The sequence below is a fragment of the Duffyella sp. Ts4 genome, from assembly GCF_051851875.1.
Taxonomy (GTDB): domain Bacteria; phylum Pseudomonadota; class Gammaproteobacteria; order Enterobacterales; family Enterobacteriaceae; genus Duffyella; species Duffyella gerundensis.
In genome coordinates, this window is sequence record NZ_JBLYPN010000003.1 from 409,683 (window position 1) to 432,882 (window position 23,200).

Genomic DNA, 23,200 nt, shown 5'->3' on the forward strand with positions numbered 1-23,200 from the left:
GGAGAAAACATTGAATCAGCACGTCATGGACGCCCAGCCCAAACGGATTTTTCACTACGCCGCCTTCCGTTATCTGTTTTTTGCCCGCTTGTTTACCGTGCTGGGCAATGGCATCGCGCCGATTGCGCTGGCGTTTGCGGTGCTGGATATCGGCGGCACACCTGCACAGCTCGGCATCGTCGTGGCGGCGCGCTCGCTGTTCAACGTCATCTTTTTGATGGTTGGCGGCGTGCTGGCCGATCGCTATCCGCGCGGCAGAGTACTGTTCTCGTCCTCAATGCTGGCGGCTTTATCGCAGGCGCTGATCGCCTGGCTGATTCTTGATGGCAGCGCAACCATTGTCTCGCTGGCGGTTATCGGCGCATTTAACGGTGCCGCGGCGGGCATTGCGCTACCGGCGTCGTCGGCGATGGTGCCGCAAACCGTGCCCGCGCCGCGCCTGCGTGCCGCCAACGCGGTGATTCAGCTGAGCATCTACGCGGGAACGGTCATCGGTGCCTCGATGGGCGGCGTGCTGACCAGCACCGTCGGGCCGGGCTGGGGACTGGCGATCGATGCACTGGGCTTTGCGATTTCTGCGCCGCTTTACTTAATGATCAAGACCGGCGCGGGACAGGTGGTCAGCGCGCAGAGCAGCATTTTGCACGATCTTCGCGACGGCTGGCAGGCGTTCAGCAGCCGCAGCTGGGTATGGGTAATCGTCGCGCAGTTCACCATAGTTAATGCTGCTTTCAGCGGCGTGGTGATGGTGATTGGCCCGATTGTCGCTGACGCGTCGTTTGGCCGTACCGGCTGGGGAATGAGCGTGGCGGCGCAAAGCGTTGGCCTGATCGCCGGCTCCTTTATAGCGCTACGCTGGCGTCCGCAGCGGGAGCTGTTTATCGGCGTTATGCTGGTCGCGCTCTCGGCGCTGCCGGTGCTGCTGCTCAGTCAGGGCGCGTCGCCGGGCTGGCTGATGGCCGCGTTTTTTATGGCGGGCATGGGCTTTGGCCAGTTTGGCGTGGTGTGGGCGCATTCGCTGCAAACGCATATTCCGCCGGATAAGCTGGCGCGCGTCTACGCATGGGACGCGCTGGGTTCCTTCGTCGCTATTCCACTCGGTGAGATTGCCGCCGGTCCGCTGGCGATGCATTTCGGGACGGGGAAAGTATTACTGGCCTCTACTGCGGCGGTGCTGATTGCCACGATGGCGGCGACGCTGACGCCCGCAATCCGGCGGCTCGATAACCCGCATCACTGATCACCTCACGGCGAGATTAAAGGCTAATTCGCTGTTATCGCTATGTTATTTGCTAAAATTTTACGCCAGAGGCACTGATTTTTACGTCTTTTTTACAGGGTTTGATGATTAACTGATTGCTGACAATCTGCACGGTTCGCGTCGGCGAACGGTGCCATCATCTCACCCTTACGGACAACGCTATGTCAGGCTTGATTCTGGTTTCACATAATCTGCATCAGCACTCTACGCTCGCCGCTATTTACACTGCCATTTTGTCGCGCCGCGGCGGATTGTGGGTGAGCTGGGACGGAGAGTTTCACATTGCTACACCGGATCAACGGCGTCCGCTGACATTTCAGCAGGGCGATAAGTTCGATACGCTGACTTTTCCGCTGACCCGCGCCGAGTATGAAGAGGGTTATCATGGCTACGTGCATCAGGGACTGTGGCCGGTGTTTCATCAGCGGCCCGATCTGGCCCGATTCACCCACGACAGCCGCAGGCAGTATCAGCAGCTCAATCACGCCTGGGCCACGGCAATAACCGAATACGCCATGCCGGACGATGTGATCTGGGTGCAGGATTATCACCTGATTCCCTGCATTAAAGCGGTGCGCGATGCCGGCTTGCTCAACCGCATTGGTTTCTTCTTTCATCAGCCTTTTCCCGTAGGTCTGCATTTCGAAGCGATTCCGGAATGGCAATGGCTGGCGGAGTCGCTGCTCTGCTGCGACGTGATTGGCTTTCAGACGCAACAGGACATGAACAACTTTCTGTCGTGGATCGACAGCGAATTTCGCACCGAGCGGCTGACGGCGAACCGCTTTATGATTCATGGCCGCATCATCTCCACCGGCGTGTTTCCGCTGGGTATCGATCTCGACGAAGCGATCTGCCTGAGCGAGAGCAACAGCTGTGAATTTATGGCGCAGCAGTGTCAGGAACGTTTGCCGGTTAACACCGTGCTGAGCGGCGGCCATCTTGATGAGAGCGCCGGATTGCCGTATCGCATCAGCGCCATGGAAGTGCTGCTGCGCGCCCATCCGCACTATGCGGGCAACGTCACGCTGTTGCAGCTGGCGGCGCCCGCCGCCGGTCATCCGCATCGCGCCTCCACGCTCACTCACCAGCTGGAAAGCCTGTGCGGCGAAATGAATGGCGTCCACGGCACGCTGGAGTGGTATCCGGTGAGTTGCCTGAATCATCAGTACAGTCGGGAAGAGCAGGCGGGAATTTATCGCGCGTCGCGAGTGGGCGTCGTGACGCCACTGGTATCGGGAATGAGCCTGATGGCTAAAATGTACGTGGCGCTGCAGGATCCTGCCGATCCCGGCGTGCTGGTACTTTCACGCTTCGCCGGCGCGGCGGAACAGATGGACGGCGCGATTCTGGTTAATCCTTATGATCCGGACGCCATTGCGGATGCCATTCATACCGCGCTGCAATTGCCCCTGCGTGAACGGCAGAAGCGGCATGCCCGGCTGATGAAGGGGTTGCATCGCTTTGATTGTCACTGGTGGGCAGAGAGCATGATCGGCCGGTTAATCGATGCCGATGGGCATGATGCGCAGCCTGCCAGCGGGCTTCAGCGGCTCTATGTCGCCGCGCCTGGACGTGTGCGCTATTAACCACGACTCAGGCCGGAATCAGTTGTTGCTCTCTGTATCTGGCCTGAGGCGTTCCATCAAATCCACCATCGCGCCCTGATGCGCATCGATATTACGGATATAGCGCATCAGCGTTTCCGGCTTTTTCCACGTGCCTTCCTGCATGATCTGCGCCACGGCATAGCCCTGTTTGGCCATATCCTGCGCCGCGCCAACGCGCGCGCTGTGGCCGCTCCAGCCGCGATAGCGCGATTTATTGGCTCTGGCCGGTTCCGCCGGGCCGATGGTTTGCCAGGCGTGACTGAATATCGCTTCAATGGCGGGCGTGCTTAACGGCGCCTCTTCGGTGAGCAGGGCTTTATTGCAGCGATGCACCCGGCAAAACAGAAACGCATCGGGCTCGCGAGCCAGGCCAGCCGCGGCGATCCACGCCTCCAGCCGTCGGGTCGAAAGGGCGCTCAGCGCCTTGATCAAGCCGCCGGTTTGCACGATGGTTTTGGTCCAGGCAACATCAAGGATAATCCGCCCATCTTCGGCTCGCGTGACGTCGCGCACCCGCAGCCGCGCCAGTTCGCTAACGCGCAGCAGCGTGCCGTAGGCAATATGCAAAAAGGCGAGATTGCGCAAATCCTGTAAGCGCGTCGAGTTAACCCAGCAGCGATCCAGCGCCATCAAATCGTTGAGCCGGAACGGCACCGCCTGGCCGGTACGCTCACCGGCGATCACCGCCACACGATTGATCTTTTTCATGGTGCGAAATACCGCAGGCGAGGTATTGGGCGGTACCAGCCCTGCGTTGCGGTGCAGCATGGAAATCAGCGACGCGTGGGTAGAAATGGTGGAGGAGGCGCGGCCAATCTCCTGCAGATGGGTGAGATAGTCACGCAGATCATCAGGTGACATAGGCAGAAACGAACGTCCATTCTGCTGCGACCAGCTAAAGCAGATGCGCATCACGCTTAGCAGCTGGCGCCAGGTATTCGGTGAAAAGGCGTCTTTGTCGCGCACAAATTCCGCCAGACGCGCGCTGATATCGGCGTCGGCAGAGAGGGCGTGTAACGGCAGCGGTGCGGGTAACAAATCGGTCATGGGTGGCCTGAATATGCTGAAAAATATAACCTCTGGCGTTCAGCATAATGCGTCGCGTCGCTGCTGTCATGACGTTATATAAGCGGCATCGATTTTCTGCCTGAACTGCCATCGGTCGAGGGCATTGTGCGGGCCGCTTCTACCCACGACGCCAGCTGTTGCATGGCGTTGAGCAACGGGCGCGGCATAGCATCAAACTCCATGGCGTCCATCAGGTTCTTCACTTCCAGTCCCAGTTCGGTATCGCCTTCGATAGCCAGTCGGCGCTGGAAAAACAGCATGTCAGGATCGGCCTTGCGCGCCGCCACCAGCAGCAGGTCGTTAGCGTTGCCGCGAAACCAGACGTCAGCGTCGTCGCGAAGCATCACGCTGAGTTGACCCTGTTGCAGCGTGGTAACCCAGCGCAGGCCCATGTCGAGAATATCAATACCGAGGAAGTGATCCTGCAGAAAATCGAGCTCGCCCTCCGCCAGCGCCTGGCGAAACTGCGCGTTCAGTAGCTGCTCTAACATCCGCTTTCTCAGCGGAAAAGGCGTCAACGCCACGGGCAGCCCGACCAGCGCGGGGCCGTTTTGCACACACAGATTCTGTAATCGTTTCAGCACGGTTCAACTCCTGAAAAAAAATTTCACTGATTCTGCCACAGGGATTTTTAGCCGCCCGTGCCGGGATCAATAAAAGCGTGTGGGTGGCAGAAAAAATTCTTTCACGCTCAACAACTGCGGTTTCTCTGCCTTACATCAACATTTTCATCGCGCAGGCTGCCTAGACTCGACGCCCATCTGCAAGCTGAGAGGATCAACTATGGAGCTGTTGTGCCCGGCGGGCAATTTGCCTGCGTTACGCACCGCGATCGAAAACGGGGCCGATGCGGTTTATGTTGGGCTGAAGGATGACACTAATGCGCGTCACTTTGCAGGGCTTAACTTTACCGATAAAAAGCTGGCTGAGGCGGCGCGTTATCTGCATCAACATCGCCGCAAACTGCATGTGGCGATCAACACCTTTGCCCATCCGGACGGCATGACGCGCTGGCAGCGGGCGATCGACGTTGCTGCGCAAAACGGTGCCGATGCGCTGATTCTGGCGGATATCGCCACGCTGGAGTATGCCGCCACGCGCTATCCGCAGGTGGAACGGCATCTGTCGGTGCAGGCGTCAGCCACCAACCTCGAGGCGATCCGCTTTTATCATCGCCATTTTAATCTGCATCGCGTGGTGCTGCCGCGTGTGCTGTCGATTCATCAGGTTAAACAGCTGGCGCGCAGTACGCCGGTACCGCTGGAGGTGTTCGCCTTTGGCAACCTGTGCATCATGGCAGAAGGGCGCTGTTATCTCTCGTCATGGCTCACCGGCGAGTCGCCCAACAGCGCGGGTGCCTGCTCGCCGGCGAAGTTTGTACGCTGGCAGCAGACACCAAAAGGCATGGAATCGCGGCTGAATGAGGTGCTGATCGACCGCTATGCGCCCGACGAAAGCGCCGGTTATCCCACCTTATGTAAAGGGCGTTATCAGGTCGACGACAGCTGTTATCACGTGCTGGAAGAGCCGACCAGTCTGAACACCCTGGCGCTGCTGCCTGAATTGCTGCGCGCGGGCGTGGCATCGGTAAAAATTGAAGGGCGCCAGCGCAGCCCGGCCTATGTGGCGCAGGTGGCGCGCGTCTGGCGCCAGGCGATCGATCGGTGCATGGCACAGCCGGAACAGTTTGCGGTTGCTCCGCAGTGGATGCAGTCGCTGGGCGAGCTGGCCGAAGGCACGCAGACCACGCTGGGCGCTTACCATCGTGAATGGCAATAAGGAGGCAGAATGCAATATTCTCTTGGTCCGGTGCTCTGGTACTGGCCAGCCAGCGAGCTGGAAAGCTTTTATCAGCAGGCGGCAAACAGCAGCGCTGATATCGTTTGCCTCGGCGAGGCGGTGTGCAGCAAACGGCGCGCCACCACTTATCCGGGCTGGATGACGCTGGCACGCGAACTGGCAACCAGCGGCAAGCAGGTGGTGCTCAGCACGCTGGCGCTGCTGCAGTCGCCGTCGGAGCTGAAAGAGCTACAGCGTTACGTCGAGAACGGCGAGTTTCTGATTGAGGCCAATGATTTCGGCACCGTTAACATGGCCGCTGAACGCAGGCTGCCGTTTGTTGCCGGACCGACGCTGAATGTCTACAACGTCGATACGTTGCAGCTGTTGGTGAAAGAGGGCATGACGCGCTGGTGCCTGCCGGTGGAGATGTCGCGCGACTGGCTGCGGCTGCTGATGCAGCAGTGTGAGGAACGTGGCCTGCGGCAGCGGTTTGAGATCGAGCTGCTGGCTTACGGCCATCTGCCGCTGGCGCTCTCGGCGCGCTGCTTTACCGCCCGCTCGGAGAATCGGGCAAAAGACGCCTGCGAAACCTGCTGCATAAACTATCCCACCGGACGCCCCGTAAAATCGCAGGAGGGACAGCAGGTGTTTGTGCTGAATGGCATTCAAACCCTGAGCGGCTACTGTTACAACCTCGGTAACGATCTGCTGAGCATGCAAAATCTGATCGATATTGTTCGTCTGTCGCCGCAGGATGCCAGCACATTGCAGATGATCGATCGCTTTCGCGCTAATGAACAGGGCCAGGCGCCGCTGATGGTAGCACTGGGCAACGACTGCAACGGCTACTGGCGCAAAGTTGCGGGTATGACGCTGGCATCCTGACCTCGCTAACTTCTTCTTTCTACTGGCCCGCCTCCTATAGCGGGCCGTGTTTTCATCTCCTCAGCCCCCTGATGGCATCGAATCCCACCGCGTGAACAGACACGTTTGCAGAAATCCGGAAAAGTTCCTTAATATCCTTTTACACATCAAATAAAAAAAATTATAGTTCTCATTCTCATTTGTGTTCCGACTTGCAGCGCCTTTTATGGGTGTCAGCAGCAGCGGCGCATACGGTGGAAATAATAAAAAAACTCTTCTGAGGTAAAATGATGTCTTCTGTTTCACGTTGTAACCGGGAAGTTCGTTCTGACGCCGTTACCGGCATGCGTACCTCATTGTCTGTGGTCGCCCTGATGGTGGGTGCCGCGCTTGCTGCACCGCAGGTGTACGCTGCTGAAGCCGTGGCACAGGAACAGCAGACGCTGACCGTTGATGCCTCTGCCAGTGATGCGGCCGAGAGCAGCGCCGCCAGCGATTACAGCGTGCCGGTGACGCGTTCCGGTACCAAGATGGCGCTGGTCGCCCGCGACATCCCACAGTCGGTGAGCATTGTCAGCAAACAACGTATGGAAGATCAGCAGCTGCAATCGTTGGGCGAGGTGCTGAATAACACCACCGCCATTCAGGAGAGCGTGGCCGATCTCGATCGTCGTACTTATTATTCTCGCGGCTTTCTGATCGATAACTACATGGTTGATGGCATCAAAACGGTGTTTGAGCCGCGCTGGAACCTCGGCGATGCGCAGTCCGATACCGCGATGTATGAACGCATTGAAGTGGTTCGCGGGGCGACCGGCCTGATGACCGGCGCGGGTAATCCGTCTGCCGCGGTCAACATGGTGCGTAAGCATGCTGACAGCCGCGAGTTTACCGGCGACGTTTCGGCGACCTATGGCAGCTGGAATAAACAGCGCTACGTTGCCGATCTCTCCGCGCCGCTGAGCGAATCGGGTAACGTGCGCGGCCGCGTGGTGGCCGGTTATCAGGATCGCAACAGCTACGTTGAGCGTTACGGCGCTGAGAAGAAGTTTATCTATGGTGTGATCGATGCCGATCTTACTGATGCCACCACCTTGTCGCTGGGTTATGAATACCAGGAAACCAACGCCGACAGCGTGACCTGGGGCGGCGTGCCGCGCTGGTACGTTGACGGCAGCAAGACCGACTATCGTCGTGGCTTTAACACCGCACCGGACTGGACCTACAACGACAAAACCAGCAAAAAAGTTTTTGTGAACCTGAAGCAAAACTTTGATAACGGCTGGCAGACCACTCTGAACGGCACGCACAATGTCACCACGCTCGACAGCCGTCAGCTCTACATTCAGGGCTACTTTGATAAGAATACCGGCGCGGGGGTTTCACCTTACGCTGGCTATCCAGTCGTGGGCGGTACCGGCTATAACACCGGTGAACGCAAGATGGATGCGGTCGACGCCTTTGCTAACGGGCCGTATGAACTGTTTGGTCGCCAGCATGAGCTGATGGTCGGAGTGAATTACACCAAACAGCACAACACCTATTACGGCACCTTTGAAAACATCTCCAGCGAAATGCTGGGCGATTTCAACAGCTATAACGGTAACTTCCGTGAAACCGACTGGGGCGAGCGCTCGCTGTCGCAGGAAGATATCACGCGGGAAAAATCGGCTTATATGGCAACCCGTATTTCACTGGCCGATCCGCTGCACCTGATCGTCGGCGCGCGTTACACGCGCTGGACCAACGACACGCTGACCGCCAACATTGAGAAAAATAACATCACGCCGTACGCCGGGCTGATTTATGACATCGATGAAAACTGGTCAACCTACGCCAGCTACACCTCCGTCTTCCAGCCGCAGACCTATCGCGACATCAATGGCGGTTATCTGTCGCCGGTAATCGGCAAAAACTACGAAGCGGGCGTGAAATCGGACTGGTTTAACAGCCGTCTGACCACCTCACTGACCCTGTTCCGCAGCGAGCTGGACAACGTGGCGCAAAGCACCGGCCGCATCATTCCGAACAGCACTGAAACCGCGTATGAAGGGGTGGATGGTACGGTGAGTCGCGGGATTGAGTTTGAGATCAACGGCGCGATCACCGACAACTGGCAGATGACCTTCGGCGGCACGCGCTACATTGCGGCAGAACGTGACGGCACGGCGGTGAACCCGGATCTGCCGCGCACCCAGCTGAAGCTGTTTACCAGCTATCGCCTGCCGATGTTGCAGGAGCTGACCGTTGGCGGCGGCGTTAACTGGCAGACGCACGTCTGGCAGGATGTCGATGCGCCGGAAGGCAACGGCACCTGGCACGCCGAGCAGGGCAGCTATGCGCTGGTCAACCTGTTCAGCCGCTATCAGCTGACCAAACAGCTGACATTACAGGCGAACATCAATAACCTGTTCGACAAAGAGTATGACACCAACGTCAGCGACTCAATTGTCTGGGGCGAGCCGCGTAACGTCTCCGTGACCGCCAGCTATAAGTTCTGATAATGCGCCAACAAAAAGGGCTCCCTGAGGGAGCCCTTTTTTTATCGGTCACAAAAAAGGCCGCCGCGGGCGACCTTGTCTGGCATGTCCTTATGCAACCATCTCTTACTTATACAGCTCAGCGGTCATGTGCACGCCGTTATTGGTATAAGCTTCGGTGATTTTGTATTGCGCACCCTGTTCCTGCGCCTGCATGGCGATTTTCGCTTCGGTGTTGTCCAGGGTATCGCCGGTAGCGGTTACGCTCTGGGCAAAGCTGGCGAATGAAAGAACAGACAGGGCAACGGCTGCAGCAGCGTTAATGATTTTCATGGTTATAATCCTTCATCGGTATGGTTGAAGACGTGATTGCCTTCGATGGGAGTTATAATAACCATTGTTACTATTAGCGTAGTGACAAAAAGTGCGATCCAGATCACATTTATTGGGGGCCGGTCACTGCTTTGATGAACGGACATAAAAAAGGCGCTGTGATAAACACAACGCCATGCGCTCAGTCCGCCGCGTTTAGCCCAGCGCATCCAGTAGCGTGGCGGCGTTACTCACCGCACCAAAAATCCCGCCCTGCATATGAATCATGCTGATTGCGGCGTCATGATGATGCTGTTCGGTAGCGGCACAACAATCTGCCAGCACCAGACATTCAAAGCCGCGGTCGTTCGCCTCGCGCAGCGTGGTGTGCACGCATACATCGGTGGTGATGCCGGTGAGAATCAGGTTGGCAATGCCCTGACTGCGCAGGATCAGTTCCAGATCGGTGGCATAAAACGATCCTTTGCCCGGTTTATCAATGATCGCTTCGCCGGGCAGCGGCGCGAGCTCAGGGATAATTTCCCATCCTGCTTCACCGCGCACCAGAATACGGCCGCAAGGACCCTCGCTGCCGATCTCCGCCTGCATGCGTTTGGAACGCCAGCGCTTGTTGGCGGGCAGATCGCTGAGATCGGTCCGGTGGCCTTCACGGGTATGAATAATCGGAAAGCCGAGTTCGCGCATGCGCATCAGCACCGACTGAATCGGCGCAATGGGCGCGCGGGTCAGGGCGATGTCATAGCCCATGGTATCGACATAGCCGCCTTCGCCGCAGAAATCAGCCTGCATATCGATAATCACTAACGCGGTGTTTTGCGGCGAGAAAGCGCCGTCAAACGGCCACGCGTAAGGGGTGGAATCAACGCTAAATGCCAACATTTTTCTTCTCCATAGCCGGATGGCTGACTTTACTGGCTTTGACGATCAGCAGATAGCTGAACGCGGCGGTAATGATACCGATCACCGCTTCACCAAACTGCGGAAAGGCGAGGTGCGCCACGACCGCGCACAGGCTGCCGATGCCCCAGGCGATAAACGCCTGGCCGTGCACCGCCGCCACTTTGCGCTGCTGACTGACGCCCGCGAGGAAAATCAGGTCGACAATCATCACCGCGCCAAACGGCGGCACCACGATGCCAAGCAGGCTGAGCCATTGCAGAAAATATTGCCAGACGCCCGCCAGCGCCAGCGCACCGCCGATCAGCCCAAGAATAATGGTCCACAGGCGCATCTTGCTGTTGAAAAGGTGGCTGTAGCCGACCGCGCCGTTATAGAGGCAGTGGGTGCAGACTGAACCGAGATTGATAAATACAAACAGAAAGGCGATGGCGGAGAGCACATCGCTGTGGCCCATCAGCAGCGGCAGAAAGTTGCCGCCGTTGTGCAGCGGATCGACCGCCGCGCCCACCGCCACAATCACCACGCCAAACAGATACGAGACAACGTTAGCCACCGGAAACGCTGAGAACGCAGCGATCACCGCAGAACGGCCATCCTTAGACCAGCGGGTAAAGTCCGCCGTCATGGTGCCGGAATCGGCGAACCCGGCAATCACCATAGTCACCGCCGTGCCCATGGTCATCGCACCGGCGGCACTGGCACTGCCTTTCCACTGGGTCATGGTGCTGAAATCATGATTGGCGGCGATCAGCCACAGTGCGACCAGGCCAAGAATGACAAACAACGGCGCGGCGATCATGCCGAGCAGCGACAGCGCGCGGACGCCGAGAAAGGTCACCGCGGTATAAAGCACCATCGAGAAGGCGGTGACCGCCAGCGCGTTCCAGCCGAAGGTCTGGTTAATCACCGTGCCGGTCAGCCCGGTCTGAAAGGCGTACCAGCCAATCACCACCGTCGACAAAAATCCCGACACCAGAATATAGCCTTTGGTGCCAAAGGTGCGTTTTGCCTGGAGGGCAAAGTTCATGCCGGTGTGGCCGGCGAACCAGCTCAGCGCGCCCACGTAAGCAAACAGCACCAGGTTGCCGAGCAGAATGGCGATCAGCGCTGGCCAGAAGCCGAGATGCCAGGTAATGATGCCGCCGAACAGCGCATTGGTCAGGATCATCGGGAAGCCGAACCAGACCGCAGAAACCGAACGGGTGGAGTGTCGATGGCTAAGCGGCACGGGCTCATGTTCAAATTCCTGCTCAAGCGCAGGCGTTGAGGCGGATGTTTTCATCACGGTTTCTCTCTGGTCGCAAACAAGGGAGGCTGCACCGCGTTCCACGGCTGCAGGCGTTCAAATGCCGCGCTGGCGGCGAGTACGGTGGCATCATCCAGGTGACGGCCAACAATTTGCATGCCCACCGGCAAGCCGCTGGCGGTGAAACCCGCAGGCACCGAGGCGGCCGGCTGCCCGGAAAAATTGAAGGGATAGCAGAAGGAGAGCCAGTGATCGCTGCGCACCATGCGGCCAGCGATGATTTCCGGGCCCTGCATATTGAGCGGAAAGGGCGGCGTGGCGAGGGTTGGGGTAATGATCAGATCGTAGCGCTGCATAAAACGCCACAGCTGATTCACCACCGCTTTGCGATCGGCGATGGCATCGGTAAAGGTTTCTGCGCGCCACGGCTGTTGCAGCATCGCCTGCAGGTGCGGCGACATCTCCTCACGTGGCAGCGAACGCATGCCGCTGAGGTCGCTCTCCAGCGCCACCAGCGCGGCGAAGGTGGCCGAACGGTCGCCGAGATCGGGATGCGCCTCTTCCAACTCACAGCCAAGCTCGCTGGCAAAACGTTGTGCCGCTCGGGTGACAATGTCACGCACTTCGCCATCTACCGCGACGTAACCCCAGTCGGCGCTGAAGGCGATGCGCAAGCCGCGAATGTCGCGCTGCGGGGCTTCCCGCCAGTTAATATCGCCGCAGGGGATGGAATGCCGATCGCGCATGTCCGGCCCGGCAATCACCGACATCATCAGCGCTGCATCGGCTACACTGCGCGTCATCGGGCCAATGTGCTCCAGTGATTCCCAGCTCGATACGCCGGGATAGCGCTCGTCGCGGCAGCCGGGCCACAGCGGTACGCGACCCATTGATGCCTTAAATCCAAAGACGCCGCAGTGCGCCGCCGGAATCCTCACCGATCCACCGCCGTCGCTGCCTAATGCCAGTGGACAGAGCCTGGCGGCCAGCGCTGCGCCTGAACCGGCGCTGGAGCCACCGGTGGTCATCTCGCGATGCCAGGGATTACGCGGTGCAGGAAACAACGGATTATGCCCGACGCCGCTGTAGCCAAATTCTGGCGCGGTGGTTTTACCCAGCATGATCGCACCCGCCGCCAGCATTCGCTCTACCGAAATATCATCCTCCTGCGGAATAAAATCGCGGTAGGCCGCCGAGCCGGACGTGGTTTTCACTCCGGCGGTGCATATCAGATCTTTAACGCCCATCGGCACGCCAGCCAGCGGTCCGAGCGCTTCACCTCGCGCCCGGCTGCGATCAACCGTGGCCGCCTGTTGCAGCGCCAGTTCCGGCGTCGGCGTGCAGAACGCGGCAATCAACGGCTCGCGTTCAGCCATGCGATCCAGTGCCGCTTTGGCGATCTCAGTTGCAGAGACGTCGCCGCCGTGAATGTGGGCGGCCAGCGCGATCGCGTCGCCATCCAGTAAGTCGTCAAACATAGGAAACCTCGCCAGTGGGAATGCGAGGAAGAAATTGCATTAAGCGTGCCACTCTGCGCGGCGCGGCGCGCTGTAGAGAAGAAATTCAGGCGGGATACGGCTTTGGATACAAGATGGAATACTTATGGCTCAGCGGTGATGGCGCGCGCGCGAACGCAGGCACCGGCATGGCGCAGGGTTGCCCGTAATCGGGCGCAGGGAAAAGAGGAGGGCAAAGCGATTTTAATGGCCAGCGCGGCTGGCCTGATGCGATGGGTTAGTCGCGTTGATTTTTAGGGCGAGCGTTAGCCCACGGGTTGTCGGCGGGCAGTTCCGGCTCGGGTTCAGCAGGTTGATCCAGCGAGCTCAGATAAAGCGCCTCCACTTCGGCCCGTGCCCACGGCGTGCGGCGTAAAAACTTCAGGCTCGATTTCACGCTGGGATCGCTTTTAAAGCAGTTAATGTTGATGCGCTTGCCAAGCTCCGCCCAGCCAAAGCGCGCCACCAGCGCATTTATCTGCATTTCCAGCGTGACGCCGTGCAGCGGATCGTTTGAAGTGTGAGCGGTCATAATCTGTTCCGTGAGCTTCTGAAAAGTGTGCACATCTTACTGGGCTGACGCCGCAGCGCAACTCGTTGACCCGCTGACGGCCTGATTTTATCGGCAACGCGCTTTACACTAATTAAGAATTAGCAGACATAAACTGATAAAAGTCACTGACATCAACATTTTAACACAGGTTTATTTTGCACTAATCTGCCTTTTCGCTGGTCTGAGTTCTATGCTCAATAGAATGACGGCGCGCAAGCGGCCCGATTACGTCACTGTCCGTTCAGACCCAGGGGGTTACAATGCTGATAAAAAAGAAGAAAGCGCGGTCGCACACTGAAGACCGCTATCTGGCTTTAGTGCTGGCGACCACGGCAGGCGTATTAAACGCCATGGCCTTTGGTGCCTTTGGTTTTTTTCCCTCTCACATGACCGGCAATGCCTCGCAGATCTCCACTGAAGTCTCCGGTGCCGACTGGCAGGGGCTGCTTTACCTCGCCACGCTGATTCTGGCATTCATCGTCGGCTCGATGACCGCACGCTTTGTGGTCATCGGCGGGCTAAAGAAGAAGCTGCGCACCATCTTTTGTCTGATTTTGATGGTGGAAGGGGTGATTTTAACCCTCGCGTCGGTATTTGAAACTCTGCTGTTCTCCTCGAAGAACAACGGTGAAATTCTGATGCTGCTGGGATTTTTGATGGGCGTGCACAATTCTACGTCCACCCAGCTCTCTAATGGCCGCGTGCGCTCGACGCACGTTACCGGCACGCTCACCGATGCGGGCATTGCGCTGGGATCCTTTATCTCGGCGATCATCAGCCACGCGCCCCATGCGGAGCGTCGTCTGCATCAGAAGCTACTGCACACCCATCTCACCACCATCTTTTCGTTCCTGACCGGCTGTATCGCTGGCTACCTGCTGTTTAACGCCTACGGCTTCAACGCCATGATCGTGCTGGGTATGACGCTGTTTGTCATTGCACTCTACTTCACGGTTGTCACTATGCGTTCCGCTGCCCGCGTCACCGGTTAATCCCCGGCCCGCGCCGCAGCGGGCCCATTTTCTTGCCTTTTACTCTTGCTATCACTTCGCTTTCTGTAACTGGTCCGATTTGTTCGGCGGGGCAGCTCAAGCACAATCGCCGCCTCTTAGCCGCAAACCTCGGATGTAACTGGGTTGATGACGAAAAATAGATTAATGATATGGGCGCGCAAAGCAGGGCTATTTCTGCTGCGCTTCTGGCCACAGCCGCTGGCTTCAGGCGGCAAACAAATTGTGATTGCTGCGGTAGGTGCCGGGCTGGGGCTGATGCTGACCAGCCTGCTGTGCCACTGGATTTTAGGTGAAGTGAACCTGTGGTTTATCGCGCCGGTGGGCGCCTCGGCGGTGCTGGTATTTGGCGTGCCAGCCAGTCCGCTGGCGCAGCCGTGGTCGGTAATTGGCGGTAACACCCTTGCCGCGGTGGTCGGCATTACGGTGGGCAATCTGCTGCCGCATCCTTCGGTAGCCTGCGGCGTGGCGGGTGCTATCGCCATGGCACTGATGCACAAGCTGCGCTGCCTGCATCCGCCCGGCGGTGCGGTGGCGGTCACTGCCATTTTTGGCGGCCCAACGGTTCACGCGCTTGGCTATCAGTTTGTGCTGGCGCCGGTGCTGCTCAATTCGGTAATGCTGGTACTGGTTGGGGTGATATTCAATCATCTCAGCGGCCGCCGCTATCCGCATTTACCCGGTCCGGTGCCGGGCCCGGCGCCGGTGGCGATGCCTTATCCCATCTCGCGTGAAGATCTGCATGAGGCGCTGCTCAGCGGTGAAATGCTCGACATTGATGAAGATGACGCCCGCGATCTGCTGACTCGCGCCGAACAGATCGCCGCCAGACGGCAGGCGGGCCGTGCGCGGTAAGAATGTATTTCACCCGAACTCGCCTGCCCGCCGCAGGCGATGCAGGATGAGAAAGCGAAAATCAGCTACATTTTCATGACCTTTATCACTACAGCGGAGCGTCGCTGCGCCGATATAAGAACCGTATAAAAACCAGAAGGTGAAGTGTGATCAAATCTGAGAACAAGAACAGGTACTGTGAATATGTCAGCTACGCCCTGGCGGCGGCGCTGTTGTTGTTAACCTTTCCGCTACGGCTGATGTCCTGCCTGCTGGCGGGCATGATCGCCTATGAAATTATTACCAGCCTCAGCCGCCATATTTCACGGCTGGTGCGCACACGGATTGCCAGCTGGATTGCGGTGTTCCTGATCAGCCTGTTGGTGGTCGCCTCGCTGGTGCTGTTGGTGGCCGGTGCCTGGAACGTGCTGACGCGAGATTTCGCCAACGAATACGACCTCTATGCCAAAACCAACAGCATGCTGCAGGAAGCGCAGCGTACGCTGTCGCCGGTGCTTGGCGATTACCTGCCACAAAGCTATAACGATATTCAGAATGACTTCTTTATGTGGCTGCAGCGCAACGTGACGGTGATTCAGGCGCTGGGTCAGCGCGCGGTGCATTTCATGGCGATGGTGTTTGTTGGCCTGGTGCTGGCGGTGGTGGTGTCGTTGAGTCAGGGCGGTGAACATGCTGCTTCTGCGCCGCTCTCTTATCATCTGCAACAGCGGGTCAGACGCTTTCGCGCTGCATTCCGCAACGTGGTGCTGGCGCAGATTAAAGTGGCCGCGGTCAACACCCTGCTGACGGCCTTCTTCCTCTATGCGGTAATGCCGCTGCTGGGCCACCATCTGCCCTATGCGAAATCGGTCATTATCATTACGTTTTTGTGCGGGCTGCTGCCGATCATCGGTAATCTGATCTCGAATATCATTATCGTTACCATTGCGCTATCGGTTAGCCTCGGCGCCGGCGGCGTGGCAATGGGCTTTTTGATCTTCGTGCATAAGCTCGAATATTTTATCAACGCGCGAATATTTGGCAGCCGCATTGAATCGCAAACTTGGGAGCTGCTGCTGGTTATGCTGCTGTTTGAAGCGGCGTTTGGCCTGGCAGGCGTCGTGGCCGCGCCGATCTATTACGCTTATTTGAAGGCCGAACTCAAGGCGCTGAAGGTGCTGTAGTGGCACGCCACTAATGCGATAACGCCTGCGACTCCAGTTCTGTCGCGGGCAGCAATGCCAGCGCGTGCTTCATCCGGCGCGACTCCTCGCCGGGACTGCGGCCAAAGAAACGTTTGAATTCACGATTAAACTGCGAGGCGCTTTCATAGCCCACCTCCAGTGCCGCCGTTGAGGCGGGCATGTCACTGCGGATCATCATCAGCCGCGCCTGATGTAGCCGCACCGATTTAATGTACTGAATCGGTGAAGTGTGGGTCACCGCCTTGAAGTGATGATGAAAGCGCGGCACGCTCATGCCTGCTTTCGCCGCCAGCAGCGGCACGTTGAGCGGGCTTTTCCATTGTTGATGAATATGGTTTAACGCCTGTGAAATGCGGCCAAAATAGCCCTGATACGCCAGCGCCGCCCTGACCGCGCCGCCTTGTTCACTCATCAGTACGCGAAAGTGCAGCTCTCTGATCAGCGCGGCGCCCAACGCGTGGGTTTCCAGCGGCGATGAGAGCGCCATCACCAGCCGATGCACGACATCAAACAGCGGCGCATTGAGCGGGGTGGAAATCATGCCTTCCGGCGCGGCAGACACCGACTCGCCGCTGTCATTCAGCAGCAGCAACAGCTCCGCCGCCAGCGTCAAGTCAAGTCGCACGGCTATCGCCAGCATCGGCGCATCCGGCGTGGCGTCGGTTTCAGACCAGAAGGGCAGCGGCACCGGTAACACCAGGAACTGTCTCGCATCATAATGATAAACCCGCCCCGCCAGATACCCGCGCTTACTGCCCTGACAGACAATCACAATGCCCGGCTCATACAGCACCGGCGTGCGTTCGATCGGCCGATCGGCGCGCATAAAGCGCACGCCATCCAGCGCAGATTTTGTATAGCCTTCGTGCGGTGCCAGCTGCATCAGCCGCTGGCAGATGTGCTGCTGCAATGCGCAATCGCTCATCAAAAAGGTCCCCTGATAAAAGATGATCGGGCAAGCATAACGCGACAGTATGACAAATTCTTTGAGCTAATGAGATAAACAGGCAACATTCGCAGAGAATTGGGACTATTGCCGCTGCTGCACTCTGCCTACTCTGAAGCCTCACAACCCATGAGGACGATGATCATGTCTGCAATACACTCGACTACCGCAAAAGTGATTCTGTTAACCGGTGCCAGCAGCGGCATTGGTGAAGCGACCGCGCGCCTGCTGAGCGCCGAAGGGCACATTCTGCTGCTCGGTGCCCGCCGTCGTGAACGCCTTGAAGCGCTCTCTCAGCAGCTGCGCGAGCAGGGCGCGACGGTCGATGTTCTGGAAACCGACGTGCGCCGACGCGGCGATCTGCAACAGCTGGCCGATCTGGCGATCGAGAAATATGGCCGCATTGATGTGTTGATCAACAACGCCGGTATCATGCCGCTGTCGCCGCTGGCTGCGCTTAAGGTCGAGGAGTGGGAAAGTATGCTGGAGGTCAATGTGCGCGGTGTGCTCTACGGTATCGCCGCGGTGCTGCCGGTGATGCAGACGCAGCAGCGTGGCCACATTATTAACGTTGCGTCGATTGGTGCGCACAGTGTGTCACCCACCGCGGCGGTATACTGCGCCACCAAATATGCGGTGCGCGCACTTTCTGAGGGGTTGCGCCAGGAGCACGATAATCTGCGCGTTAGCGTGATTTCGCCCGGCGTGGTGGAATCGGAGCTGGCAGAGACCATCAGTGACGATACGGCACGTGACGCGATGCGCGTCTTTCGAAAAATAGCGCTAAAGCCGGAAAGCATTGCGCGCGCTATTTCCTGGAGCATTGCGCAGCCGGGTGAGGTCGATATCAGTGAGATAATCGTGCGACCCACCGCCAGCCCTTATTAATCATTTTGCGAAAAAGCCGGTCAGGGATCGCCGGCAGCGCCCTTGGGTTAGACATTTCGATGTTGACTATCGGGCATGCATGAGAAAAAAACATTAGTTCATTGCGTTGATTCAATCCCGTCAGATAAAAATAATTGTAGAATGCCGGTCTGGAATAAAACCGCTTTTATGATGAATCACAGGATGACGGAATGCTTGAACTTTTCGACGTCAGTTATGATGAGCTGACCGGTAAACACTCTCATGAGCTTTACCGATTGAGAAAAAAAACGTTCAGCGATCGCCTCGGATGGGACGTGGTGTGCAAACAAGACATGGAATTTGATGAGTTCGATAATCCTGCTACCCGCTATATTCTTGGCTTTTGCCAGCAGCAATTGGTATGCAGCGTGCGGTTTACCGGCCTCGAACAGCCAAATATGATCACCCACACCTTTCGGCATTGTTTTGAAGAGATGACCCTGCCGCCGGACGGCATTGAATCGAGTCGCTTTTTTGTCGATAAAACGCGGGCGCGCACGCTGTTAGGTGAACGCTACCCGGTGAGTCAGGCGCTGTTTCTGGCGATGATTAACTGGGCGCGGCACAACGGCTATGCGGGAATTCATACGATTGTCAGTCGGCCGATGCTGACCATTCTGAAGCGGTCCGGCTGGCGGTTTACCACGCTGAAAGAGGCTTTTTTGAGCGAGCAGGAGAGTATCTATCTGTTGTGGCTGCCCACCGGTGAAGCCGATCAGCACAGCATGGCGGCAAAACTGTTGGCCCATCCCAACGCGTCGGCAGCGTCGGCGCTTACCTGGCCCCTGTGTCTGACGGCGTGATTAAATCCAGCTCAACGCCCAGTCGAATTGCCTGACGGGCGTTGCTTACTCCCAGCTTGAGCACCACGTTGCCCATATGAAATTTCACCGTGCTGACGGAAATACCGGCGATGGCGGCAATTTCACCGTAGGTTTTGCCCATACTTGCCCAGTACAGCACCTCGTTTTCGCGCGGGGTAAAAATAGGGCGGTTGGTATTCTCTTCGCTTTTCTTCCTGCCCGATGATACCGACTGCGCCAGCAGGTACATCTGCTCGTTGATATCAATCAACAGGGTCTGCAAAACGCCACGATGGGTGGAGAGATAATTCTCCAGCTCTTCCTGTTCGGGACTGCCAATAATCACTGACAGCAGCGCCAGATTATTGAAGTGATCGTGTAGCACAAAGGTGAAGCCGTTGACGATGTTGTACTGACGGGAGAGCGAGAAAATCTTGTTGAATTTCAGGTCAGACATCAGGGTGATGTTCTCATCCCAGGCAAACGCCGAAGAGCGTCGAAACGCATTGAGGATCACCGGATCGGTCAGCTGAAAGTTGTTGGTACGATAGAGATCGACCCATTCATCCGGATAACTGGAAATTATTAGGGTTTCTGAAGGATTTTTCTTATTTACGACCGTGTAGGCGTATTCCGGGCTGCCAGGAAGACATAGTTTTCGATCGATATAGTTTCGAAGTGTGTCTGTGAGCACCTGATTATTATTGAAAACTGAAATCATGCACGCTTCCTGAAGGTCCGTTTCTTCCTGTGAGACAAGAACCTGTACTTAAGTTCAGGATGGTCAGGTACTTAAGTACAGCTTACGAATTTTAATCGATCCACTATAATCCCTCGCAGTCGAATTGAAAAAAAACCTGACCATCACAGTCAGGTTGCCAATACGGCCAACACCAGGGAAAAACTGCCGGCCAGACGGTGCATACAATAGCTACCGATGGCCGGTTTCTTTGCTCGCTATACTACACCTCTTAATCGATCTTTCAACGCCTGAAAGCCAGTAAATCACGTCTGGATAATCTGTCAGCGAATCGATACGCCTGTCTCTGTTTCCACCCAATTCCGCACCATTTTTAACAAGACAAATCTTGATCCGCCGATGCCAGCATTAATTCCTGTAGCCGGTTACCCCACCAGGCGTTGACGCGCCGGTGCGTATAATCATCATTATGTTAAATTGGACAGGCGATGGTTTTTCCTGTCTCTGCTCGTCTGCACTACTGCGCTGTTTTCCCGGGTCTCTCAGTGATTGACATCAACGGTGATAATAAGAGAATGTCCATCTTTCCGCGCCGCTCAGCCAGAAATGGAGTTCACTATCACTCGCCTGCCCCCTTTGAATGCCGCTACCGGCGTGTCCGCGCGCGCAGCGCTTACCGCGCTGGCCTGTTTACTGGTCAGTTGTTCTTCCGCGCCGCCGCCATCGCTGGTGACACCGTCGCCTGCGGTGACGCGACCAGCGCAGCCAGCGAAACCCACCACACCGACAATAACGAAGCAGCAACCGGTGCGCGGTGTTTGGCTGGCGACCGTTTCCCGGCTCGACTGGCCGCCGGTGAATTCCGTCATCGCCAGCAGCGCGGCGCAGCGCATCGCGCAACAGCAGCAGGCGCTGATCGCTAAACTGGATAAGCTAAAAACCCTCGGCATCAACACGGTGTTCTTCCAGGTCAAGCCGGATGGTACGGCGCTGTGGCGCTCGAAGATTCTGCCGTGGTCCGATATGCTCACCGGTAAGATTGGCGACGATCCCGGTTACGATCCGCTGCAGTTTATGCTTGATGAAGCGCATAAACGCGGCATGAAAGTTCACGCCTGGTTTAATCCTTATCGCGTGGCCGTCAACACCAAACCCTCCACCGTTGCCGAACTGAACCGTACCTTATCGTTGCGCCCTGCCAGCGTGTTTGTGCTGCATCCCGACTGGATTCGTACCGCCGGCGATCGTTACGTGCTCGATCCCGGCATTCCCGATGCGCGCGACTGGATCACCAGTATCGTGGCTGAGGTGGTATCGCGCTATCCGGTTGATGGCGTGCAGTTTGATGACTATTTTTACGCGGAAACACCCGGCTCAGCGCTAAATGATGCGCAAAGCTTTAAAACCTGGGGTCAGGGATTCAGCGCAAAAGCGGACTGGCGGCGCCACAATACCCAGCTGCTGATTGAGCAGGTCTCACGCACGATTAAACAACTCAAGCCAGAAGTAGAATTTGGCGTCAGCCCAGCCGGCGTATGGCGCAATCTTTCGTGGGATCCTGCCGGTTCCGATACGCGTGGTGCCGCGGCCTACGATGAGGCCTATGCGGATACCCGCCGCTGGGTGCAACAGGGTTTGCTGGATTACATCGCCCCGCAGCTCTACTGGCCTTTTGCGCGTCAGGCGGCGCGTTATGACGTGTTAGCACGATGGTGGGCCAACGTTGTCAGGCCAACCCACACCCGGCTCTATATTGGTTTAGCCCTGTATAAAGTGGGTGCGGCATCGAAAAATGAACCTGACTGGACGGTCAGCGGTGGCGTGCCGGAGCTGAAAAAACAGCTCGATCTGAACGACGCCTTACCTGAAATCAACGGCACCATTCTGTTCCGGGAAAACTACCTCAACCAACCGCAAACTCAGGATGCGGTGCGCTATCTGCGCTCGCGCTGGGGAGAATAATTACGCGTCGGCGCGGTCGCTAAACCATGGCCCCGGCGCGGTGGATTCACGCATGATGATGCGGGCCGCAAAGGTGTCGGGCTTACGCAGCTCACCGCCATCGAGCATCGCCAGTAGCTGACGAATGGTCTCCTGCACCATGTCGGTTACCGGCACCTTGACGCTGCTCAGCGACGGAATGATATAAGGCGCAAGCGGAATGTCATCAAAGCCGATCACCGATACCTCGCCCGGCACCGCAATATTCAGGCGCGAGAGCTGTTTGATGGCGCCGATGGCCATTTCATCGTTGCTGCCCACGACAGCCGTGAACGACTCGCCGCTGGCCACCCACTGCGCCACCGCCTGCGCACCGCTTTCGCCGTGCCATTTCCCTTCGGCAATCAGCGCCGGATTGACGCTAATATGCTGTTCTGTCAGCGCCGCTTTATAGCCCGCCAGGCGTTCCATACCGGTCGGTGAATCCAGCGAGCCGGTGATAAACGCAATGTCGCGGTGTCCCAGGTCAATCAGCGCATTCACCGCCGCCATGCTGGATGCTTTTTGGTCAAACCAGATGCAGTAACTGCCGTGCTGCCGCAGGCGACGGTTTACCACCAGAATCGGCTGCTTATGCTGCGAAATAATGTCGTCCATTTCATCAATCGATAAAAATCGCGGATAGATCATGATGCCGTCGCAGCGCAGATCGAGCAGGAAGTCGATGGCGGCGCGCTCTTCGGCGGCGCTGTGTTTGCCGTCCGCCAGAATCAGCTGCTTGCCCTGCTGCTCCAGAATGCGCGCCGACTGTGACATCAGCTCGCTGAAGTAGCTGCCGCTGTAGAGCGTGTTGGTGACCACCAGCCCAAGGGTTTGCGTCGATTTTACCGACAGGTTGCGCGCCAACAAATTGGGACGGTAGTCAGTTTCGGCGATCGCCTGCGTGACCCGTGCCCTTTTCTCCTCGCTGACATAGCCGTTGCCTGACAACACGCGCGACACCGTGGCTTTTGACACGCCCGCTTTCTTTGCTACTTCCAGTATGGTTGCCATCGCGTTTCCCATTTTCCTACCGCAAGGCCAGCAGTTTACCTAACGCGCTCATTGATTGGGATATTTTAATCATCGCGTCGCCGCGCTGCGTTTGACTCACAAAGTGATCGCATTCACACAAATTGAAAAAGCATTTCAAAACTATTGCTGGGTTAGTCGTAACTGTTCATGATTTTGTGAAACCGGTTTCTCATGTTCGATATTCG

At 57.3% G+C, this 23,200-nt stretch carries 21 protein-coding genes; 11 read left to right on the forward strand and 10 right to left on the reverse strand.

The window, feature by feature from the left end; genetic code table 11:
- Positions 1–25: 25 nt before the first annotated feature.
- Both ACJY2L_RS07345 and ACJY2L_RS07350 read left to right on the forward strand, forming a co-directional pair.
- Positions 26–1,240: an MFS transporter gene (locus tag ACJY2L_RS07345; RefSeq protein ID WP_439213510.1), complete on the forward strand. Its 1,215-nt coding sequence runs from the start codon at positions 26–28 to the stop codon at positions 1,238–1,240.
- A 182-nt stretch (positions 1,241–1,422) separates the two neighbouring features.
- On the forward strand, positions 1,423–2,850 hold the full coding sequence (locus ACJY2L_RS07350) for an alpha,alpha-trehalose-phosphate synthase (UDP-forming) (protein WP_439213429.1): 1,428 nt from the start codon (positions 1,423–1,425) through the stop codon (positions 2,848–2,850).
- 18 nt (positions 2,851–2,868) lie between these two features.
- Here the strand turns inward: ACJY2L_RS07350 and ACJY2L_RS07355 are convergent, their stop codons facing one another.
- Complete coding sequence (locus ACJY2L_RS07355) at positions 2,869–3,918, reverse strand: tyrosine-type recombinase/integrase (RefSeq protein WP_439213430.1); 1,050 nt, start codon at positions 3,916–3,918, stop codon at positions 2,869–2,871.
- 74 nt (positions 3,919–3,992) lie between these two features.
- Positions 3,993–4,523, reverse strand: coding sequence for a ubiquinone anaerobic biosynthesis accessory factor UbiT (gene ubiT / locus ACJY2L_RS07360; protein ID WP_439213431.1), 531 nt, complete (start codon positions 4,521–4,523; stop codon positions 3,993–3,995).
- 199 nt (positions 4,524–4,722) lie between these two features.
- Between ubiT and ubiU the strand changes: the two genes are divergently transcribed.
- The 3 genes from ubiU to fhuE all read left to right on the forward strand — a co-directional run bounded on the left by ubiU (position 4,723) and on the right by fhuE (position 9,086).
- Entirely contained in the window at positions 4,723–5,718 is a 996-nt protein-coding gene (ubiU, locus tag ACJY2L_RS07365; protein WP_439213432.1) for a ubiquinone anaerobic biosynthesis protein UbiU, read from the forward strand.
- A 9-nt stretch (positions 5,719–5,727) separates the two neighbouring features.
- On the forward strand, positions 5,728–6,606 hold the full coding sequence (locus tag ACJY2L_RS07370; RefSeq protein ID WP_439213433.1) for a U32 family peptidase: 879 nt from the start codon (positions 5,728–5,730) through the stop codon (positions 6,604–6,606).
- 269 nt (positions 6,607–6,875) lie between these two features.
- Entirely contained in the window at positions 6,876–9,086 is a 2,211-nt protein-coding gene (gene fhuE / locus ACJY2L_RS07375; RefSeq protein ID WP_439213434.1) for a ferric-rhodotorulic acid/ferric-coprogen receptor FhuE, read from the forward strand.
- A 105-nt stretch (positions 9,087–9,191) separates the two neighbouring features.
- On the opposite strand, the gene ACJY2L_RS07380 is transcribed toward fhuE, so the two are convergent.
- The 5 genes from ACJY2L_RS07380 to ACJY2L_RS07400 form a co-directional block, all read right to left on the reverse strand.
- A complete protein-coding gene (locus tag ACJY2L_RS07380) occupies positions 9,192–9,398 on the reverse strand; it encodes a YdgH/BhsA/McbA-like domain containing protein (protein ID WP_067435895.1) in 207 nt (68 codons plus the stop codon).
- 195 nt (positions 9,399–9,593) lie between these two features.
- Positions 9,594–10,277 (reverse strand): biuret amidohydrolase, encoded by a 684-nt coding sequence (gene biuH, locus ACJY2L_RS07385; RefSeq protein WP_439213435.1) that lies wholly within the window; start codon positions 10,275–10,277, stop codon positions 9,594–9,596.
- Positions 10,264–11,580: a purine-cytosine permease family protein gene (locus tag ACJY2L_RS07390; RefSeq protein WP_439213437.1), complete on the reverse strand. Its 1,317-nt coding sequence runs from the start codon at positions 11,578–11,580 to the stop codon at positions 10,264–10,266. Before ACJY2L_RS07390 ends, biuH begins: the two co-directional genes overlap by 14 nt.
- Positions 11,580–13,022: an amidase gene (locus ACJY2L_RS07395; protein ID WP_067435886.1), complete on the reverse strand. Its 1,443-nt coding sequence runs from the start codon at positions 13,020–13,022 to the stop codon at positions 11,580–11,582. The genes ACJY2L_RS07390 and ACJY2L_RS07395 overlap by 1 nt, the downstream gene beginning before the upstream one ends.
- A gap of 256 nt (positions 13,023–13,278) precedes the next feature.
- The gene (locus ACJY2L_RS07400; RefSeq protein ID WP_439213438.1) at positions 13,279–13,572 is read right to left on the reverse strand and encodes a VF530 family DNA-binding protein; all 294 of its coding nucleotides are present in this window, start codon (positions 13,570–13,572) and stop codon (positions 13,279–13,281) included.
- A gap of 281 nt (positions 13,573–13,853) precedes the next feature.
- On the opposite strand from ACJY2L_RS07400, the gene ACJY2L_RS07405 reads away from it, so the two are divergent.
- From ACJY2L_RS07405 to ACJY2L_RS07415, 3 genes are all read left to right on the forward strand, one after another.
- The gene (locus ACJY2L_RS07405) at positions 13,854–14,585 is read left to right on the forward strand and encodes a YoaK family protein (RefSeq protein ID WP_439213439.1); all 732 of its coding nucleotides are present in this window, start codon (positions 13,854–13,856) and stop codon (positions 14,583–14,585) included.
- Between the two features lie 147 nt (positions 14,586–14,732).
- A complete protein-coding gene (locus ACJY2L_RS07410) occupies positions 14,733–15,458 on the forward strand; it encodes an HPP family protein (RefSeq protein ID WP_439213440.1) in 726 nt (241 codons plus the stop codon).
- Between the two features lie 146 nt (positions 15,459–15,604).
- On the forward strand, positions 15,605–16,621 hold the full coding sequence (locus tag ACJY2L_RS07415) for an AI-2E family transporter (RefSeq protein ID WP_187485480.1): 1,017 nt from the start codon (positions 15,605–15,607) through the stop codon (positions 16,619–16,621).
- A 10-nt stretch (positions 16,622–16,631) separates the two neighbouring features.
- Here ACJY2L_RS07415 and ACJY2L_RS07420 read toward each other — a convergent pair whose 3' ends face one another.
- Complete coding sequence (locus tag ACJY2L_RS07420) at positions 16,632–17,567, reverse strand: AraC family transcriptional regulator (RefSeq protein WP_067435872.1); 936 nt, start codon at positions 17,565–17,567, stop codon at positions 16,632–16,634.
- A gap of 165 nt (positions 17,568–17,732) precedes the next feature.
- Here ACJY2L_RS07420 and ACJY2L_RS07425 point away from each other — a divergent pair, with 165 nt between their 5' ends.
- On the forward strand, positions 17,733–18,476 hold the full coding sequence (locus ACJY2L_RS07425) for an SDR family oxidoreductase (protein WP_439213441.1): 744 nt from the start codon (positions 17,733–17,735) through the stop codon (positions 18,474–18,476).
- A 191-nt stretch (positions 18,477–18,667) separates the two neighbouring features.
- On the forward strand, positions 18,668–19,300 hold the full coding sequence (locus ACJY2L_RS07430; protein WP_067435867.1) for an acyl-homoserine-lactone synthase: 633 nt from the start codon (positions 18,668–18,670) through the stop codon (positions 19,298–19,300).
- On the opposite strand, the gene ACJY2L_RS07435 is transcribed toward ACJY2L_RS07430, so the two are convergent.
- A complete protein-coding gene (locus ACJY2L_RS07435; protein WP_439213443.1) occupies positions 19,272–20,021 on the reverse strand; it encodes a helix-turn-helix transcriptional regulator in 750 nt (249 codons plus the stop codon). The genes ACJY2L_RS07430 and ACJY2L_RS07435 overlap by 29 nt on opposite strands.
- Positions 20,022–20,606: 585 nt before the next feature.
- On the opposite strand from ACJY2L_RS07435, the gene ACJY2L_RS07440 reads away from it, so the two are divergent.
- On the forward strand, positions 20,607–21,962 hold the full coding sequence (locus ACJY2L_RS07440) for a glycoside hydrolase family 10 protein (RefSeq protein WP_439213444.1): 1,356 nt from the start codon (positions 20,607–20,609) through the stop codon (positions 21,960–21,962).
- Here ACJY2L_RS07440 and ACJY2L_RS07445 read toward each other — a convergent pair whose 3' ends face one another.
- Positions 21,963–22,994 carry a LacI family DNA-binding transcriptional regulator gene (locus ACJY2L_RS07445; RefSeq protein ID WP_439213445.1) on the reverse strand — a complete coding sequence of 344 codons (1,032 nt, stop codon included), beginning with the start codon at positions 22,992–22,994 and terminating at the stop codon, positions 21,963–21,965. It abuts the gene before it with no gap.
- Positions 22,995–23,200: the final 206 nt, after the last annotated feature.